Genomic DNA, 17,361 nt, shown 5'->3' with positions numbered 1-17,361 from the left:
TCATCACTCCACTGCGGCTTTTCGTGGGGATTTTCACGGAACCTGTCAGCGAGGTCACGAGCCCGGCCGGACAAATACGTTATCCTGCAGAGTCAGCGATCATCGCTTTCGGGAGGTGTTGATGCATTACGTTTCTGATTCGGAACTGGGCTATATGGCTTCAGCCAGGCGTTTTTTTCCGGCAGAAGCGCTCAGGTTTGATGAAGCCTATCGGCGGGCTTATCTTCCGCTGATCAACCCCGGCCATCCGGCGGTAATCGCCGCTTCTGGAGGGTATGAGCTGGGCCGCTATTCACAGCGTCGCTACTCTCTGGTCTTGCCTGTTGCTATGGACGCGCTCGAGAGTAGCACGGTATTCAGCGATCTGGACCGGGAGTTCAGGCAAAGCAGCTTCGCCGGTGCCATAGCCTGGGAGGCGATGGCACAACGGCGGTCGCTGGTTCATGTTACCCTTTGTCGCGGATTTTCGGAGCAAGCGCTTCCCGCCCTGACAGACAAACTGAATACGTGGGTTAAGCATACCCGCAGGCCAGGTTATCGTGTCGGTGGCCCCTTCGCCGGGACAATCAATACCGGCAGGATCTACTTTAAAATTTATCCGGAAAAAAGAGAGGGCCGTAATCTCTTTCATACCCTTCAGGACAGGGTCGATGGTCAGACAACCAATCTCTGGCTGGCAGGGTATTACCACTTTCAGGATGAACCAGACGCGTTGCAGACAGCGCATCTGGCCAGCGTCATTGAAAAATACGCCGACGAGACGCTTTTCACCGCCACAGCCAGAGAACTCTGGTTACTGGCGTCGAATGATGACCTGGGGATTTCCGGAGAAGTGATGTACCGCTTTCTGTTTGCCGAATAATCCGGGCAGCCAGTGGCTGACCAGTGAGGTACAAGGCTCTGGTCAGAACAATCTGTCATTTATCTGTTTAAACCGAGACGGGGTAACTGGTCAGTCGGGTACTGGCAAACCTGTGGATCATCAGTAAGGTTGGATCAGCCACCCGGGGGATCTTCTCTGCACCAAACCACAGCGGGTTTGCCGGACATATGGAACCGCAGATATAAGCGGGGATACCTGCAAAATTGCTACTGGCCGGCCGGTGAACGTGTCCTGTCGCGATCGCCATGGGTTTACAGGGGGGATGGACGAACATTTCTGCCATCTCCTGAAGGCCGCCACACATAATGCGATCCATTGCAGAGATGCCAGTTTCAAATACATGATGATGTAGAAATAACAGCGATACGGAACCACTTTCCGCGTATAGCTGCTTTTCGAGCCACTCAAGGTGGCCGGTAACGCTACCAGCGGCGCTGCAAGTGACGGTTGTATCAAGTCCTGTCAGCCGCAGCCCTTCCATGTCTGCGACGAAATGCAGTGCCTCTCCGGGGGCATCTTTTGCCCAGGGATGATTGCTCCAGGTTGAACGCATCGCAACCCGATCATCTGAATTCCCCGGCAGGATAAACGTCGGCTATGTTTTCACTCGTAACTGGGCGGCAATATGTTTATCACCTTCATGCCAGCCATCATCGATCAGGTCGCCGGTAACGACCAGCGCATCCGGGTTTACCTGCGCCAGCCACTCAAGAGCGCGTTCAAACCGCGCCAGATTGTCATTGTCAGAGGAAGCATGGATATCAGAAATCTGAGCAATAAGCATGTGTTCCTCCTCATTTCCTGGATAAGCAACACCCTGTAAAGGTGAAGCTCAGTGAGTCGCGGTCATTTATTACGTATGATCATGCTCTTTTCTGAATATACTACGCTATTCGCAGGAATGTCTTTATTTAAAAAGCACATAGCACCAATAGTAACATTATTTCCAATATTGATATCACCAATAATGCAGCTGTGCGCGCCAATATCCACATTATCACCGATCACGGTTTTGCCGTTGACACTGCCGGAATCCTTTCTGCCAATGGTCGTATTCTGCCGTAACTTAACATTGCGTCCGATAACGCATTCTGCCCGGATAATAATGCCGACGTAATGGCTGATTTTCATTCCCGGAGCAATAACAGCTTCCACGCTGATATCTGCACCATATTTCTGCAGCAGTCGGTGATTGATTTTTCGGGCCCATTTCCGCAGGCGTGGGGAAGGGCGCGTGTGCATGTAATTGGCCAGTCGCCACCAGAAATAAAATTTCTTTTTATAGCTGAACAGGACACGGTGTAACACTTTGAACCAGGAAAATTTCTTTTTTCCGTCCTTATGAATAACTTCTAAACGGAGACACTCTTTAAAATGGTCCCAGGCATCTGTATAAGTAAAAACAGCATGACTGTTTTTACAGGCCGGCGAACGCTCTGTCATAACTACCTCTGGGCTGGTTTTAAAACAGCATGATTTTAAAAGGTGCTGTTTTTAGCAAAGCGCTGAAAAAGCACTTTAATCATCTTATTTTTTGGCCATAGAAGACGTTGATTTCTATTTCCTGTCCCCTCAATTGCCGATGGGCTGTTACGCTTCTGTACAGGAATGATGTAAATAATAGCCAGGGAAGTTCGGAGGTGAAGACGCCACTACTATTTTTGATAGTTTCAGGAGGTGGGAGAATGTGCTATTTTAAAAGGTTAGATGTGCATAAATCCTTTCTTATTCTAAAGCTGTTTATTAAAAATCATCAAAAAACAGACAGCTTTACCCGCACCGAAGCTGTATTCAGCGTTACGTACCCCTTTTCTAAAGTTAATGCCTGGTATGCCGATAAACCGGGTATCGATCGCAGCGTGATCGATACCCGGTTATTTTGCATCATTTCATTGAAACTACAGCTTTTTCCTTCCCGTTAAGCGTTACGGCTTAAACGGGCGCAATTGTTTTTGCAGGAATCATTATGAAAATAAAAAATTTTAGTATTGGCACTCGCCTGGGGGGAGGGTTTTCTTTGATCCTCATGCTGGTGATTATTATGGCAGGGGTCGGCGTAGGCTATATGGACGGAATGCTTAAACAGGCAGACGAAGTCACGGATGATTATCTGGTCAGGGAACGCGTAGCAACGGAATGGTTGTCCATTATCGACACCAATGCCGCGCTGGGTCTGTTAGTAATGACATCAAACGATCCGGAACTAAAACAGTTTGCAGCGCAAAAAATGAAAAAAAATTCTGAGCGCGCCAGCGTGGTGCAAAAAATCCTGACGCAAATGGTAACGACTGAGCGAGGAAAACAGCTCATACAAGTTATTAATGAAAAGCGAAAATTAAATACTGCTGCGCGCGCTGAGGCCATGAGACTCAGCGAAACGGGTGATGCGCTGTTATTAAATCAGCATGTTCATGAACAGCTGTTGCCCGCCATGCAGGCTTATTCTGACAGTGTCAGGGCGGTCGCGGATACGGAAAAAGAGCTGATTGATAATGTCGGAAACACGATGCAAAGCAATGGGATGTCTGCCATGCGCGCCTTTATTATTCTGGGGATGGTGGCGGTATTGCTTGGCGCGTTGATAGCCTGGTTTATCACCCGCAGCATTACCCGCCCGCTGTTATCTGCGGTGCGTGTTGCACGTGAAGTGGCCGCCGGCAATCTGGCAACCAGGGTGGTGGTTAATTCCAGCGATCAGCTGGGGCAGTTGTTACAGGCGTTAAGTGATATGACCGTTAGCCTGCGTAAGACCGTACGGGAAGTGCGTCAGGGTGCCGACAATATCACGCTGGCTGCCTCGGAGATCACCAACGGCACCCATGATCTCTCTGCCCGCACCGAAGAGCAGGCCGCCAGTGTAGAACAAACCGCTGCAACGCTTGAGGAGCTGACGTCTACCATCGGCAATACCGCGGGCAACACAGCTCAGGCACATCAGTACGTGACGCAAACGACGGCCATCGTGAAGCATAACAGCGAAGTGATGAATGAAGTCTCGACGCGGATGCAGGAAATTTATGATTCCTCATTTAAAATGTCTGACATCATTCAGGTCATTGATGGGATTGCGTTTCAGACGAACATTCTGGCTCTGAATGCTGCCGTGGAGGCAGCGCGTGCCGGTGAATCCGGTCGTGGCTTCGCGGTAGTTGCAGGCGAGGTACGTACGCTGGCACAGCGCAGTGCATCCGCCGCGCGGGAAATCAAAGTGCTGATTGATGCCTCTGTCGCCCGTGTCGCCTCCGGCCGTGAACTGGTGGAAAAAGCGGATAGCGGGATGAGCGAGATTGTCGGCAACGTGCGAAACATGGAACAGCTGATCAATGAGATCACGCAGGCCAGTCAGGAACAGCGAGACGCCGTAGGTCAGATTAACAGTGCTATGGGGCAGATTGACGCCACGACACAACAGAATGCCTCACTGGTTGAACAATCTGCAGCGGCAGCCGAAGCCATGCAGCAACAGGCGCAGGCGCTGCAAAGTGTGGTCAGTTTGTTCAGACTTGAGGGTGCCGGTGCTGTTGACCCCTCCGTTGCGCAGGCAGCATTGCAGCCTGCGGCAAAACCGGCACCACGGCCGATGGTAATGCAAAGCAAGAAAGCTGTACTTAGCACCACTGAAAACTGGGAAACGTTCTGACGTATCTCTTACCTCTGAACAGACAGCTTTTTAGCCTGATCGCCGGGAAATGGTGACAGGCACCAGTGCTCCTGCTATAAAGCAGGCGCACTGACACCACTCCTCTGGATGTGACCGTGTCACTTCATTGCGAAACAGCGTCACCGGCAATCGGTTCTTTAATCCTGTATAACCGTTAGCTTTTACCCGGCTATCTTGCAAAATCTGATTAATTTTCAGGTCGGGTGGTCCTGTGTGGAGACGCTTTACGGTTCTGGTTTTCCCAATATGAACAAGTTATGTATCCAGCATGCAGGTTACCCGGTGCGCATTTTTCGCCTTTGATCCTGAGAAAATGCTACCTGAGGTTTATGTCGAGAAGGAGTACTGGGTTACCCGGGTTCTTCTCCAGTTAAGCCAGTCCGGGTTCAGGGGAGATTTTGTTTTTAAAGGCAGCACGGTGATATCCAGGGTCTCTGGCATTATCAAAAGGTTTTCAGGAGATGCTGATCTGGCCAGGTACGACAATCAGTGGCGGAACGGTAATCAGATTAAAACCTGCATGCGAGCCGCTGAGCAGACGATTTCTGTCGGGCTGAGGTATGTCAGAAAACCCGGTGAGTCTAAAGGAAGCCAGTTCCGGAAAGTCTGTTATAAGTTGGTAAAAGTTATGTTTACGTATATAAAAATGGGGCCCGCAGGCCCCACGCTGATTTCATCAAACGTTTAATAAAGATTATTCAGGCAGCGCGTAAACCACCACCTGGTCGCCCACCTGATCCTTCAGGATAGTATTGCCGCCCGCGACGAAGGCCACATATTGACGGCCTTTGTACTCGTAGACTGAAGGATTCGCCACCGCAGGCGCTTCCACCTGATCGGACCAAAGCTCTTCACCGCTCTCAACCGAGTAGGCGCGCACTTTGGCATCCATTGAGGCGCCGATGAATATCACTCCGCCCGCCGTCACGGCCGGGCCGCCGATGGTAGGTGAACCCCAGTTCTCCGGCATAAAGAAACCATACTGCTGCGATGCGCCAACCGGACGACGCCATTTCACATCGCCCGTATGCATATCCAGCGCCACGATTTCACCAAACGGCGGCTTCCAGCACGGCATACCCAGCCAGTTGTTCGCCACCAGCAGGCGCATGCCGTACGGGGCGCCTTCCTGCGGCGCGAAGCCGCTCTCGTTGCCTGCGTTTTTGTCCGCTTTATCGTAATCTTCGCGGCTGTAGAGCTTAACGTACTGTACGATATGTGAGGTGTTCACTATGGCAATCTGTTTCAGCGGATCAAACGCTACCCCGCCCCACTGGACACCGCCAGCGCTGTCCGGATAGGTTAGCGCTCCTTCTCCTTTGGTGGTTGGCGGTGTGTACATTCCTTCATAGGTGAGATTATCCCACAGACGAGAACACTGGCCAGCACCCACTATATCCGCCAGCTTCCAGATCTCCGGCTTTTTCGATTGATCGAGCAGCGGCGCGGGTTTGGTCGGGAATGGCTGGGTTGGCGAAAGTACTTCCCCCTTTACCGAATCATCGCCCTGCGGGACAGGACGCTCTTCAATAGGCCACACATCCTCCCCCGTCAGGCGGTTTACCACAAACAGGAACCCCTGCTTGGTGGCCTGAACCAGAGCCGGGATCTGTTTGCCGTTTACGGTGATATCCATCAGCGTTGGCGCTGAGTTAATATCGTAATCCCACACATCGTGATGCACCCACTGGCGAGACCAGACTACTTTACCGGTGTTGATATCCAGTGCGGTGGTAGAGGTGCCGAGCGGAATAGGATCGACACGGTTACCGCCCCAGTAGTTGGGGGACGGGGATGAGACGGGGAGATAGACCAGACCGTTCGCCTCATCGGCAGACATATGCGTCCAGACGTTGGCCGTTCCGGTGCGTTTACGGATTTCAGCCGGGATCGCTTCAAAGGTCCATTCACGCTCGCCGGTCTGAGCATTGATTGAAAATACGCTGCCCGGAGGCGCTTCGGCATAGGCCCAGTCTTTGCCGGCCCAGCCGACGAGCAGATGGTTGCCGACCACGGTTGGTGGCTGCAGGATGGAGAGCGGGAATTTAGCGTTTACCGTATTCCACTGATTCACATTCAGCACGCCGTTGTCCGCAAAGCCGCTGCACGGCTTGCCGGAATCGGCGTCCAGTGCGTAGAGCTTGCCATCAACGGTGCCCATATAAACGATCTTCTGGCAGGCCTCCCCGGCCACCGCGTTCTTTGCCTGCCAGTAGGAGACGCCGCGATTTTTCAGCACCGGCTGGGTCAGTGCCTGGCGTGGCGATTTAGTATCATAGTGCCACTTCTCTTTCCCGGTGCCCGGGTCCAGCGCAATCAAGCGGTCGAAAGGCGTACCTATGTAGAGCGTATCGTTAGCAAAAACAGGCGTTGCTGACCAGACGGTAGCGGGTGTTTCCCCTTTACCATCCGAAACGTCGCCGGTATGAAACTCCCAGACTTTTTTTAACTTGCCGACATTTTCCGCCGTGATTTGGGTCAGCGGGCTGTATTTCTGCGCATTAAGCTGACCGTGAAAGCTGTCCCAGGTGGCGGCGGAGGGCACCAGCGGCGATGACGGCTGTCTGGCCGACGCCACTTTCTGTCCCTCACTTTTGCTGGTAGAGGCATTCTCGGTGGTTTCCGTGGTGCCCGGCGCTTGTTGATCCGCTGCATCCACGTTGAGTTCTTCCTGGGTCCCCTGAGAGGCCTCAGTGGCTTTATCCTGCGCCTGCAGCGTGAACGGGGCAACAAGCAGCGCCAGCACCGTCATGCTGATTTTCATTAATGGATAGTGTTTAAGATTATACACGGGTGGCTCCTCAGGCTTTGACGCGTTGATTGTGACGGGCGGAATTGCTGCTCAGCGCAATCAGGCCAATCAGGCCGACCACCATGGCTGCCGTAATGAGGTACTGGTGCAGCAGCGCGGCCGCAAAACCAATACCAGACAACACCAAAAGGGTGACAATAATCAGGAAAATGCGCGCTCCGCGGCCGGATGCAGCACGCAGAAGAAAGGTCAGTACCGCCAGCACCGCGCTGGCGATGGCCACGCCCAGCGCACCAATGGTACCGGTGACGCCGGTAAGCGGCGTCAGCCAGGCGTATAACGCCACCGCGAAGCCAATTGCCGCAGCCAGCAGCAGCAAGAGGCTGCCGGTGCGTGAGGATTGAGAGTGCAACATACCAGGAAGTCCCCTAAGAAAAATGAACAAGTCATAAATATGGCGTAGTAGCGGGCTTATGCGGCAATTAATCGTACCGGTAATAACAGATGTGAAGAACAGCGGCATAATTCACTAAACATCACAGAGTATAGAAGAGGATTTTTGGAACGTTTTAACGTCTTCAGAATAAGCAATGCCTTGCAGGCTAAAGCGCTGAATGAATCATGGCTATTTTCTGACTTGCGATGCTAAGAATGGACAGGAGCGGAGCGACAAAACGGCATGGGCCAGCCTGGCCTGCCTCCTGGGTATGGCTTGTCGGGATGATAACCACGCCTGCGACTGATGGATAGCAGGCAGATTTTTGCGGTGGGGCTGGCCTGTTCGCTGAGCGCGGACGCTCTGCTTGAACGGCTGGGCTGGGAGAAACTGAACGAAATGCTACTGCCCTGGCTTGCAGTCGCTGCCGCAGCTCTGATCTGGCAGTCATCCGCAGCTGGTATGCGGCAGACAAAAGCGAAAGAATCAGTGACTGACGTCTGAAACGTCCGGCTTAATAGTCAGATCCTCTCTTAAAACGCAGTAACAGCTCTGTAGAAATATCGGCATGGAAATCTCCACTCCCTGTAAAGGATCCTGAGCCGGGAGGCTATCTATGATGCGGGGGTTGGCTCCAGTCTTCAGTTCGGATGCCGGGAATACGCTCGAACTCATGCAGGTTATTCGTCACAACAATCAGACCGCGGCTGCGGGCATGGCCTGCAATCATTTGATCGTAAGGACCAACCGGTGTCCCCTTACGGGCCAGTTCTGCGCGAATCTGGCCCGTGTGGACTGCAGCCAGCGCGTCATAATCCAGCACATCGAGGCGGGACAAAAAACCTTCAACAACCGCAAGATTACGTTCCGGTGCCTGACTTTTTTCCGCACCGTAGATCAATTCCATCAGTGTGACAGTGCTGATACACATTCGGGCTGTATTAAGGTTAAAGCGCGTTCTGACGTGTTCAGGTTTATTCTTGATCGTGAAAATACAGATATTGGTATCAAGCATGAACTTTAGCATCAGAAACCTTCCCGCTCCTGCTCTGCGGGTTGCTCTCTTGTACTCATAAAATCAGCACTGACGTTCTCACCGTCAAACCAGCTGTCCCAGGATTCACCGACCGGCGTTATGAGCCTGCTTCGGCCTACAGCAATGATTTCCACGTTTTTGATCCCATCGGGGAATGAAATGGATTTAGGCAACCTGACAGCCTGTGTCCGGTTACTGAGAAACAGTGTTGTCTGCATGCTTGCCTCCTTTATCGGGATATACAAAGGGTATATCCATTATGTGAGGCAGCCACAGATATGTCAAAAGTCTGTATGTAAGGCACATATAGCTCTGTTCCGGGAAGATAGGAAGCCCGGGCATGTTTGTGATGACGAACGATGAGGTAAACCTGATGCGCCATGAGCCCAGAAAACCCTGAAGTGAATTCCGTGACACCACGACTTATTACGTCACCGTGGCCATCGTCCTGATAATACGCTATGCCCGAATCTGTCAAATGCAGCCCTGAATTCTGACAGTAGCGCCGGGATACAGACCAGTTGCCGTACCAGAAAAGCACTTACCTTCGTCATGCCGGCTATGCCCGTTCGCCAGTGGCTTTTCCGGTATATCACTAATCCTCTGATTTTTAATATCTCGCTTACCAGAGACGCTGTTGTTAGGGTAAAAGCTAATAATATCAGCGAATTGAGGAGCGCACGGGGTTGTGATAGATTGTCTTCTGTACAGAGAAACAGGCTGGCCACGCCGTAAGGTGGCAGGGAGCTGAACCGGTAATATGCCGGATTCGGCAAAAGAAAACCCCGAAAATCCTCCGAAGTTTAGCGACAAACGAAGATTAACGGGGTTTACAAGGACTTCTGCGCAGAACAATAAATCCGCGCAGGGAGAGTATAAATTTATGCTCAGAGAAAAACAATCCAGACTGTGCTTAGTCCGCCCGTGCAATTCAGGTGTCAGCTTCAATTCAGTCGAAACAGATTTGCCGTCTGATGAAAACGGCGATCACACCATTTTTCAGCGAGCAGAACCCCGCTTTGTACCGTCATCAGAGGTAATACGGCCGCGTTTTTGTCGACAGTTGATGAAAAAAGCCCGTGCATACGTGTTCAGTTATCGCTTTCATATAAAAATGCTGGTGATGTGTATGCGTGGTGTACGGAAAAGTAAACCGAGGCCAGAGTTACTACAGGCAATTCACGTCCTCCTGCAGGGAATGTGTTTCTATTACAATCCCCTGACCAATTCCGTAGACCGATCTTTTTCAGAGCTGGCAATGGAATGCGGGCTCGCAACGGTCTCCAGAAACGGCACGGTGAGCATATCCCGGGTTACACGGGCAATTCAGGCTCTTGAAAAACAGTTCGGGTTTATAGTTCGCGGAGCAGCGGCACGGATCTATTTCACCCCTGAGTTGTTCAAGGCTCTGCGGATACGTCCCGATCATCTTCGTGCAGCGCGGCGTAAATGCGAAAGGCAGCAGAATAAAAGGGGAACGCTGTGATGAAGCAGAACACCCCGACAAGGCACTGGAGCCAGCTGAGTACAGAGGAACAGATTCTTTTCTGGCAGGATGTGGATGCAGGCAAAACCACCTCCTTCCTTGTGCCCGTTAAAAAGAAATTTACCCGTCACGTTCGTGGTAACCATTCGACGCGCCCGAAATGTGAAAAGCCGGAGTGGTTTCGTCCGGCGCGTTACAAGCAGCTGGGCGGACAGCTCGGCTACGCCTATAACCGGCTGGTAAAAAAAGATCCGGTATCGGGTCAACCCCGGCTGCGTATGCGCATGTCGCTGCATCCCTATTACATCACTCATCGTCAGCAGGCAGGCCGGAAGAACCATTTCAAACCGGAAAAAGCCCGCTTACTCGATGCATCATGGCCCCTCTGGATCAGCTTCTGTGACGCTGGCAGGCATTCGGTGGGCATGTGCATAACCCGACTCGCGCATGAGGTGAGTCCTAAAGACAGCAAGGGTAACGTTATCCCCGAAACGGCCGTGACAGTGAGCCGTATGTCGCGACTTATTGCAGAACAGGTCAGATACGGCGTTCTGGCTGTATCGGATGAGAAAGCATGGGATCGTGAGTCCGGACAGTGGTTCCCCAAATATGTCTGGCTTACCGATACCGCCTTTCGCATGCTCGGCGTTGATATGGAAAAGCTGGCGAAAGAGCAGGAAAAAGCGCTGCGTAAAAGTGAAGAGCGTCGCCAGCTGATTGCAGAAGGCATTATCTCCGGTGATGAAGTCATATCGGCTCACACGGCACGCAAACGCTGGTATGACAAGAAGCGGGCCGACGCGCTCAGATTTCGTCGCGAGAGAGGGGCAATGCGCAAGCGCGCCAGTCTCCTTGCGAAATTACCGCAGGATATGCAGCTTTTCGAAATGATGAAGCATATCAGGAGAACGATGCCGGCCGGTGAAAGTCTGTTCTGTAATAACGATCGGCTTGAGCAGCTGGCCATCCACCAGCTCTGCCAGATGAATCTCTTCATGGCCAGGGAAGCTCCTGCCTGACGATATTCCCCTGAACCCGCTGCTTTTCACGCTGCCCCTTAAACGGGGCTTTCGTCGTTGTTCTGAATGTACCGCGACCGTCCGCTGTGGACGTCTTACCGGCAAAAGGGTGTCCGCAAAAGCGTTTTATAGAGAAAAAACAGCTGTTATCGACTGTAAAAATTTTTATTCACAATAATCCGCAATGGTATAACAGCAAAGGTCGGCAACCGGGAATCAAATAATCCGGAAAACAGTCTTACACCCTTTTTTATATGTCTTCTGACTGAAGTCAGAATGATCTTTGTCACTCCCGGCGCTGTGGATAACACCGGAACAGGATACAGCTCCTGCCGGCAGGGAAAGGTAATATATTAGTTACATCATCCATATTCAACATTTAACCCACAACAAGCGAGCCCAACCAAAACCCTGCGTCCCTCCCCGACAAAACCCTGAAACCCGAAGCTGTACCTGAAACCCGGTTGCCCCCACTGAACAGCCGCCCCCGCCCGGGCCGGAGGCCCGGAACAGGAGTGGCTTTAATGAATGATGTAACTACAAGCTACATCATGGCTGTCAGTATCATGCCGGGAAGATCGGATTACACGCTCGTAAGCGGCTGAACGCCGCTAACGCGGAGATACGCCCCGGCTGCGGCTACGCCTTGTCGTGACCACTCCGACCGCGCACAGACACCACAGCATCGCTTTTAGCGGGTCTGGCCTGGCAGGGCGAAGGTCAGGTCAGGCAGAACCTGTCAGAACGGAACCGGCAACGCCGGGCTACCGGCACCCCTTCAGCAGTTGTCGCCTCCATGACGCTGGCGCGTCATTCAGAGAGCCGGCTGCGCACTGCTCGCCAGCCTGAATTAATTTAAGAGTGAATTCTACGGAAGTATTATGTCCGCTGTGTGCCAGAAGCGACACTGGCGATTGTAATCTGCTTCAAGACCACCACGAGGCGATTTTCTTTTGCTACTCACATGGACTCGGTAAAACGGCCATTCTTCCGAACTAAGCTGAACAACGAAAAAAGCCGCCCAAGAGGACGGCTATAAACCTTTCAGTTTTGCCCGTTCAGGCTTTCACCTTCACAGACTCCGGCACCTTAAAGGAACCAGTTGATCAACTGCAATACAGCCGCAATTAAGGTCAGAATAGCGATAATCAGCTCAATCATTCCCCGCACCTCCATCTCTGTGGCGCGTAGGTTACTAGGCAGTCCCCTTTCCTCTAATCCACCCATCCGGCTATGCCATTCACTTTGCTAAAAGAAGAATTTCACCACGCTGCCGCCCAGGCTTCCGGGTGCGAAACCAGAAGAGGGCTATACCTTAGCTGCCTGCTTGCCGACAGTTCCGGTACTGTTCACTACCAAATTCAGTTTTGAAGAGCTTGATCGGGCTGCGTTCAGAGGCGGTTTCACGTAGTTTTACTTCCTTAGCTGGCCGCATTATAAACGGTAAATGCTGCTTATAGAATACTCATTTGCAAGGGTAGGTCATAAGACGTATAATTAACCCGCTAAAAGAAGAATTTCACCATGCTGTACGCCGGATGCCCGCGAAGCATCACAGGCTACAGAGCAGATAACCCGCCTTGAGCGGGTTTTCTGCTTTATGAGGCCGCCGCCAGGCGGTTTTTTTATGCCCTTCTGCCGCCGTTCGGTAAAACGCCCATTCTGCCGAATCAAACATAAAAAATTACCGAATCCGGCGACTTATCCACCGTTTCTGTAGATAACGCTATATGTGGTGTCCGCGCCAGCTGCCTGGCAGACTACATATGCTGCCCGTAGCGGACAGCATCAGAAATCAGAGAGGATAGGCAACACGCTTACCTGACGGGAGTTTTACACCAATATACAGCTCTCCGCCCAGCGCAGTGACATAGCGTTTCAGTGTGGACAGACGTGGATCGTTATCGGGATTTTCCATGCGGGCAACGGCGGGTTGCTTGACGCCCAAAGCCGCAGCCAGTTCAGTCTGAGACATCTGCAGCTCTTCGCGCATTTGCGCCAGGGTAACTTCCCGGATCATTTCTTCTGCCCGGGCCTCGATTTTTTCACGGCGTTCCGGGCCAACATCGTTCAGTAATTCGGTTAAAGTAGCCATTACTTTCCCTCCAGTTTCGCCAGGTGAGCCGTGTACTCATCCTCAGCGATCTTGATATCGCTTTCTTATCTCACCTTTCTGTCCGTGGCAGATCGCTCTGGCAACCGCATGGCGGCTTTCTCCCCGGTTAGGTTGGGTCAGAATGCGTCTGCGGTAATCTTCATCATCAATATAATTAAGCAGATACAGTGTTTTGTTGATGCGCCCCACTTCAATGATTGCCTGAGTCAGTCCGGATGGTCGTTCACTTTTCAGCAATGAACGGACCAGCACTGAAGTCTGTACTTTGCCCAGCTTAAGGGAGCCTGCGGTCCGGATCATTTCGTCCCATTGAAGGACTATTTTTCGGGGATCTGATTGGCCTCTGGCAATATCATTCAGCACGCCATAGTCGGCATCATGGTCCATTCGCTGGGCGAGGAAGGCATGAAGGTCTACGCTTCGATGACCCCACTGCAACGAATGGCAGATACGGCGGAGATCGGGGCAGTAGCCGCCTTTCTTGCATCGTCGGACAGCAGTTTCATGACCGCCAGCGAGGTCGCCGTTGACGGTGGTCTGGCACAACTCTGACTCCCTGTGTCCCAGAGGGTTCCATCCAGGTGTTCGGAACCCCTGGGGCGAAATAAACTGAAGGAAAATATATGAGTTACGCAATCATTGGTTTCGGCCAGATTGGCCAGGCCCTTGCCAGAGCTTTTGCCCGCAGTGACATAGACGTGTCTGTAGCAACCACACGCGCCCCGGAAAGCTTTGCATCCACCGCCGCCGCGATCGGATCCGGTATTATTCCCCAAACCCTGACGGAAGCGGTCAGGGCGGACGTCGTTTTTTTGGCTGTCCGCTTCGAGGCACATCGGGAGGTCGCAAAGGCGCTGACGAGCTGGAAGGGAAAGACCATCATCGACGTGACTAATGCCTACGGTGTGTCCCCTGAGGAACTGGGAGGACAGCCTTCTTCCAGATTCGTCGCGCAGGCTTCACCGGAGGAAGACTGGTCAAAGGATTCAATCATTTGGGTGCATCTGTCCTTGCACAAGATCCGGCCGTCCAGGGTGGCAGGCGAGTTGTGTTCCTGGCGGGCGACGATAACTCTGCCGCTGAGGAGGTTGGTGTGCTTGCGCAAAATCTGGGTTTTGCGCCGATTGCGCAGCGACAGCGACTGTCCTGACGCTGGCATCGTTATGGGTTCCGTTCTGGCCTCTACCCTTAACGACAAAATACCCGGCACGTTGAAATAGCATGCCGGGAGTTTACAAATGATATGCCTGAAGCCAGCAGCTTATTTTACCCAGTCTTCCAGTACCAGGTCCGGCACCCGCGCAAACTCCCGCGTATTATTCGTCACCAGGATGGCGCTGGCGGCAATGGCATGCCCGGCAATCGCCGTATCGTTGGGGCCGATTGGTGTGCCGGCCACAGTCAGTGCGGCCTTAATCTCCGTGGTGGCATCCACGGCGGCACGATCCCAGGGCAGAATGGCATCGAGGCGGGCGCAGAAGGCGTCAACCAGCAGAGCGTGGCGCGGTGAGGCTTTTTTCCCGATGGTGCCGAAGCGCATTTCAGCATAGGTGACAGCCGAGACCACGATCCGGTGATTACGCAGCACTGCCTGTTCCAGCCGCTTCAGCACGGCTTCAGGTTGCTCACGCATGATGAATGAACAGATGTTAGTGTCCAGCATAAAGGTCTTGTTCACAGGTTAAATCTTCCCTCATCACTGACAACGTCCTCACGCTCCGCCATAAAATCAGGGTCGGCTTTTTCAAGCTGCGCGAACGAGCCCCATGTCGGCCGGACCGGACGCAGGATGATGCTGTCCCCTTCCCGGACGATCTCCAGCTCGCTCACCCCTTCAAAATCCAGATCCCGGGGAAGTCGAATGGCTCGGTTATTGCCGTTTTTGAAAATAGATACTGTTCGCATTTTTTTATCTCCCGCCCGTGTGGGCTACCGGAAAACCTTAAGCATATGCGAAGTATATGTGTCTTTAGGTTATTTGCATAGGGTAAGTATATGCAGATGATGGATATATGAATATGTTGACCATATGCGGATGACAGATATATGCATAGGTAATGCATATTTTGATTTCTTTCTTTTTCACGGAAGATCCGGAAAAAGGCAAAACCGGATCTTCTTTATGGCCCACGGGGCGCAGCGGCCCAAGAAAACAAGATGTAGTATTGTTATCAGCTAACGGTGACGCTATATGTTGTGTCCTACCCCCGTTCCGTGACCCGGCGCGCTGCACCGGAAAACGCCGCTTTGCTTATTATTTACATTTGCACTGGTGCACGTATGCAGCAGCGTTAGTGGTTCACTTATTGGTTTATTTTGCAACCTTATCCGTTCTGCATACAATTGAAGTGTCTTTTAAAATTCTGAACAGTGAACAGCCGGCTTTAAAGTAATGATAAGAGGATCATACGTCATTATCTTCACGCAGCGGCACAATCAGCATATCGGTATGCACCTTGCTGATTAACTGACGCGCTGACGATACCAGTTTGCTCCAGAAATCCTGATGATGTCCACAGACGACCAAATCAACTCCGTGCTCTTTGACCGCATCCTCCAGAATACGGGCAAAATCGCCTTTGCCAGCCAACATTTCGCTGACGGGATACTGTGCTGAATCAGCAAGGATCTTCAGAGCCTGTTGGATTTTCTGCGAAACATACTCTTGCGTATAACCGAGGTTAGCATTCATCAGACCGGTATAAATATCAGTAGGGCCCACATCAACGTGTATCAGGGAAATCCTGGCATCATAAGGTCGGGCCAGCGAGACGGCTTTTTTCACCAGTAACCGGCTCTCAGGAGAGAGATCTACAGCAATCAAAATATGTTTATAAGTCATAATATTACTCCTCTCACACGCCCCGAGCAGCAACCGGAGTCATCCGTCAATCAGGGACGTGATAAAAAGCTTGCTATGCTTATTTTTTAAGCAATTGATCAGGAGCAATTAATGCTGTTAGTCAAAAAAACAATCGTATTGGGTTACTGATCGGCACTGCGTCATCCGTTAGACAGCATGCGATGTGCTATTACGGTGATAATGCCCGGATTCGGTTTACACTACTTACAAGTGGTTTGGACGGACTTTTTTAACCACGCGCAGCAGGGTTAAAAAAGCCCGCGCGTAGCGGGCTTCGGTTACTACTGCACTCTCGCTCGTTTGGATTCTGCTGCGCCAACCAGTGACGCCAGCGGGATATTGAACATTTCATGTAGGTTACGGATCATCGGCAGCGTCAAAGTACGCTTATTGTTCAGCACTTCATAGACGCGGTTCGGGCGTCCAATCGCCGGCACCAGGTCTTTCGCCGTCAGCCCATCTGCTCCATGCGGAATTTAATCGCCTCTACCGCCTCAGGCGCTTCAATCGGATAGTGTTCCTGCTCGTATTTTTCGATAAGCAGGATCATTACTTCCAGAAAATCCCCGGCTTCAGTCCCCGGCTCCGGCTCATTGTCGAACAGTGGGGATACGGCTGCCAGGGCTGCCTTATAATCTGCTTCGTTGTGAATCGGTTTAATTTTATAAGTCATCACATATCCATCGTGTTTGCGTCTATCTTGTCGTATTCAGCGTGTGTTCCAACAAACTTAATGTAGACCGCCTGGAATCTGTAAGCCACTACGATAATCAGCCCGTAGTGATTGCCCTTAATATCAAACACTACCCGATTATTACTCAGAAAATCGGCTGTCCTGTACTTGTTCTTAATATCCTGTGGCGTTTTCCATTGGGCCTTACTAACCTCATCTACCCACGCTTTTAGAGGCTGCTCCGCCTGATTATATGTTTCCCAGAATCGTTGGAGAGATGCGCGATATAATTCGCACTGCCTTTCCTTGATATCCCATATTGGACCCAAGTTGATAGTCCCATCTGGGGACTTCAAGAGGTGAGGCGCTGTTTTTGTTTTCATATAGATGGGTAAATACCAGGATATGTATTCAACCTCTACTTATTAAAATGTAT

At 51.7% G+C, this 17,361-nt stretch carries 21 protein-coding genes and 3 pseudogenes; 10 read left to right on the top strand and 14 right to left on the bottom strand.

The genetic code is table 11. The annotated features are described in order from the left end of the window. Positions 1–121: 121 nt before the first annotated feature. Complete coding sequence (locus E0E17_RS19870) at positions 122–862, top strand: hypothetical protein (RefSeq protein WP_130835898.1); 741 nt, start codon at positions 122–124, stop codon at positions 860–862. A gap of 67 nt (positions 863–929) precedes the next feature. Here the strand turns inward: E0E17_RS19870 and E0E17_RS19865 are convergent, their stop codons facing one another. The 3 genes from E0E17_RS19865 to E0E17_RS19860 form a co-directional block, all read right to left on the bottom strand. After that, positions 930–1,436 (bottom strand): metallophosphoesterase family protein, encoded by a 507-nt coding sequence (locus E0E17_RS19865; protein ID WP_337587011.1) that lies wholly within the window; start codon positions 1,434–1,436, stop codon positions 930–932. Positions 1,437–1,478: 42 nt separating this feature from the next. After that, positions 1,479–1,667, bottom strand: a complete 189-nt coding sequence (locus tag E0E17_RS20565; RefSeq protein WP_337587010.1) for a metallophosphoesterase family protein — start codon at positions 1,665–1,667, stop codon at positions 1,479–1,481. 62 nt (positions 1,668–1,729) lie between these two features. Further along, positions 1,730–2,326 (bottom strand): serine acetyltransferase, encoded by a 597-nt coding sequence (locus E0E17_RS19860; protein ID WP_130835897.1) that lies wholly within the window; start codon positions 2,324–2,326, stop codon positions 1,730–1,732. A gap of 242 nt (positions 2,327–2,568) precedes the next feature. Here E0E17_RS19860 and E0E17_RS19855 point away from each other — a divergent pair, with 242 nt between their 5' ends. The 3 genes from E0E17_RS19855 to E0E17_RS19845 all read left to right on the top strand — a co-directional run bounded on the left by E0E17_RS19855 (position 2,569) and on the right by E0E17_RS19845 (position 5,232). Beyond that, positions 2,569–2,805, top strand: coding sequence for a hypothetical protein (locus E0E17_RS19855; RefSeq protein WP_130835896.1), 237 nt, complete (start codon positions 2,569–2,571; stop codon positions 2,803–2,805). Positions 2,806–2,849: 44 nt separating this feature from the next. Next, the gene (locus E0E17_RS19850; protein WP_130835895.1) at positions 2,850–4,523 is read left to right on the top strand and encodes a methyl-accepting chemotaxis protein; all 1,674 of its coding nucleotides are present in this window, start codon (positions 2,850–2,852) and stop codon (positions 4,521–4,523) included. Between the two features lie 289 nt (positions 4,524–4,812). Further along, a complete protein-coding gene (locus E0E17_RS19845) occupies positions 4,813–5,232 on the top strand; it encodes a nucleotidyl transferase AbiEii/AbiGii toxin family protein (protein WP_130835894.1) in 420 nt (139 codons plus the stop codon). A 6-nt stretch (positions 5,233–5,238) separates the two neighbouring features. On the opposite strand, the gene E0E17_RS19840 is transcribed toward E0E17_RS19845, so the two are convergent. Both E0E17_RS19840 and E0E17_RS19835 read right to left on the bottom strand, forming a co-directional pair. Next, complete coding sequence (locus tag E0E17_RS19840; protein ID WP_130835893.1) at positions 5,239–7,335, bottom strand: pyrroloquinoline quinone-dependent dehydrogenase; 2,097 nt, start codon at positions 7,333–7,335, stop codon at positions 5,239–5,241. Positions 7,336–7,345: 10 nt separating this feature from the next. After that, entirely contained in the window at positions 7,346–7,711 is a 366-nt protein-coding gene (locus E0E17_RS19835) for a hypothetical protein (RefSeq protein ID WP_130835892.1), read from the bottom strand. A gap of 327 nt (positions 7,712–8,038) precedes the next feature. Here E0E17_RS19835 and E0E17_RS19830 point away from each other — a divergent pair, with 327 nt between their 5' ends. Continuing rightward, the gene (locus E0E17_RS19830) at positions 8,039–8,236 is read left to right on the top strand and encodes a hypothetical protein (protein WP_207302111.1); all 198 of its coding nucleotides are present in this window, start codon (positions 8,039–8,041) and stop codon (positions 8,234–8,236) included. Between the two features lie 106 nt (positions 8,237–8,342). Here E0E17_RS19830 and vapC read toward each other — a convergent pair whose 3' ends face one another. Then, a complete protein-coding gene (vapC, locus tag E0E17_RS19825; protein WP_130835891.1) occupies positions 8,343–8,759 on the bottom strand; it encodes a type II toxin-antitoxin system tRNA(fMet)-specific endonuclease VapC in 417 nt (138 codons plus the stop codon). After that, on the bottom strand, positions 8,759–8,986 hold the full coding sequence (gene vapB / locus E0E17_RS19820; RefSeq protein ID WP_130835890.1) for a toxin-antitoxin system antitoxin VapB: 228 nt from the start codon (positions 8,984–8,986) through the stop codon (positions 8,759–8,761). The genes vapC and vapB (E0E17_RS19820) overlap by 1 nt, the downstream gene beginning before the upstream one ends. A gap of 542 nt (positions 8,987–9,528) precedes the next feature. Between vapB (E0E17_RS19820) and repA (E0E17_RS19815) the strand changes: the two genes are divergently transcribed. Together repA (E0E17_RS19815) and repA (E0E17_RS19810) are read left to right on the top strand one after the other, a co-directional pair. Continuing rightward, complete coding sequence (gene repA / locus E0E17_RS19815) at positions 9,529–10,254, top strand: plasmid replication initiator RepA (RefSeq protein ID WP_130835889.1); 726 nt, start codon at positions 9,529–9,531, stop codon at positions 10,252–10,254. Continuing rightward, positions 10,254–11,273 carry a plasmid replication initiator RepA gene (gene repA / locus E0E17_RS19810; protein ID WP_130835888.1) on the top strand — a complete coding sequence of 340 codons (1,020 nt, stop codon included), beginning with the start codon at positions 10,254–10,256 and terminating at the stop codon, positions 11,271–11,273. Before repA (E0E17_RS19815) ends, repA (E0E17_RS19810) begins: the two co-directional genes overlap by 1 nt. 1,795 nt (positions 11,274–13,068) lie before the next feature. Here the strand turns inward: repA (E0E17_RS19810) and E0E17_RS19805 are convergent. Together E0E17_RS19805 and E0E17_RS19800 are read right to left on the bottom strand one after the other, a co-directional pair. Beyond that, on the bottom strand, positions 13,069–13,368 hold the full coding sequence (locus E0E17_RS19805) for a helix-turn-helix domain-containing protein (protein WP_130835887.1): 300 nt from the start codon (positions 13,366–13,368) through the stop codon (positions 13,069–13,071). A 48-nt stretch (positions 13,369–13,416) separates the two neighbouring features. Next, a pseudogene (locus E0E17_RS19800) lies at positions 13,417–13,764 on the bottom strand (Tn3 family transposase); the annotation flags it as partial. Between the two features lie 12 nt (positions 13,765–13,776). Here E0E17_RS19800 and E0E17_RS19795 point away from each other — a divergent pair. Both E0E17_RS19795 and E0E17_RS19790 read left to right on the top strand, forming a co-directional pair. After that, positions 13,777–13,941 (top strand): annotated as a pseudogene (locus E0E17_RS19795) (SDR family oxidoreductase); the annotation flags it as partial. 71 nt (positions 13,942–14,012) lie between these two features. Further along, on the top strand, positions 14,013–14,609 hold the full coding sequence (locus E0E17_RS19790) for an NADPH-dependent F420 reductase (protein WP_207302110.1): 597 nt from the start codon (positions 14,013–14,015) through the stop codon (positions 14,607–14,609). 41 nt (positions 14,610–14,650) lie between these two features. Here E0E17_RS19790 and E0E17_RS19785 read toward each other — a convergent pair whose 3' ends face one another. Together E0E17_RS19785 and vapB (E0E17_RS19780) are read right to left on the bottom strand one after the other, a co-directional pair. Further along, on the bottom strand, positions 14,651–15,067 hold the full coding sequence (locus tag E0E17_RS19785; RefSeq protein WP_130835886.1) for a type II toxin-antitoxin system VapC family toxin: 417 nt from the start codon (positions 15,065–15,067) through the stop codon (positions 14,651–14,653). Continuing rightward, positions 15,064–15,294, bottom strand: coding sequence for a type II toxin-antitoxin system VapB family antitoxin (vapB, locus tag E0E17_RS19780; protein ID WP_021312767.1), 231 nt, complete (start codon positions 15,292–15,294; stop codon positions 15,064–15,066). Before vapB (E0E17_RS19780) ends, E0E17_RS19785 begins: the two co-directional genes overlap by 4 nt. Before the next feature lie 152 nt (positions 15,295–15,446). On the opposite strand from vapB (E0E17_RS19780), the gene E0E17_RS19775 reads away from it, so the two are divergent. Beyond that, the gene (locus E0E17_RS19775; protein ID WP_130835885.1) at positions 15,447–15,782 is read left to right on the top strand and encodes a hypothetical protein; all 336 of its coding nucleotides are present in this window, start codon (positions 15,447–15,449) and stop codon (positions 15,780–15,782) included. 11 nt (positions 15,783–15,793) lie between these two features. Here E0E17_RS19775 and uspA read toward each other — a convergent pair whose 3' ends face one another. The 3 genes and pseudogenes from uspA to E0E17_RS19760 all read right to left on the bottom strand — a co-directional run bounded on the left by uspA (position 15,794) and on the right by E0E17_RS19760 (position 17,236). Further along, complete coding sequence (gene uspA / locus E0E17_RS19770; RefSeq protein WP_130835884.1) at positions 15,794–16,231, bottom strand: universal stress protein UspA; 438 nt, start codon at positions 16,229–16,231, stop codon at positions 15,794–15,796. A gap of 302 nt (positions 16,232–16,533) precedes the next feature. Beyond that, positions 16,534–16,925 (bottom strand): annotated as a pseudogene (locus E0E17_RS19765) (helix-turn-helix domain-containing protein). Beyond that, entirely contained in the window at positions 16,925–17,236 is a 312-nt protein-coding gene (locus E0E17_RS19760; RefSeq protein ID WP_237680857.1) for a type II toxin-antitoxin system HigB family toxin, read from the bottom strand. Before E0E17_RS19760 ends, E0E17_RS19765 begins: the two are co-directional and overlap by 1 nt. Positions 17,237–17,361 lie beyond the last annotated feature (125 nt).

Source organism: [Erwinia] mediterraneensis (assembly GCF_900604315.1).
GTDB lineage: Bacteria > Pseudomonadota > Gammaproteobacteria > Enterobacterales > Enterobacteriaceae > Pantoea > Pantoea mediterraneensis_A.
The sequence above is the reverse complement of the archived record's forward strand: the minus strand, read 5'-3'. Positions and strand labels throughout refer to the sequence as shown.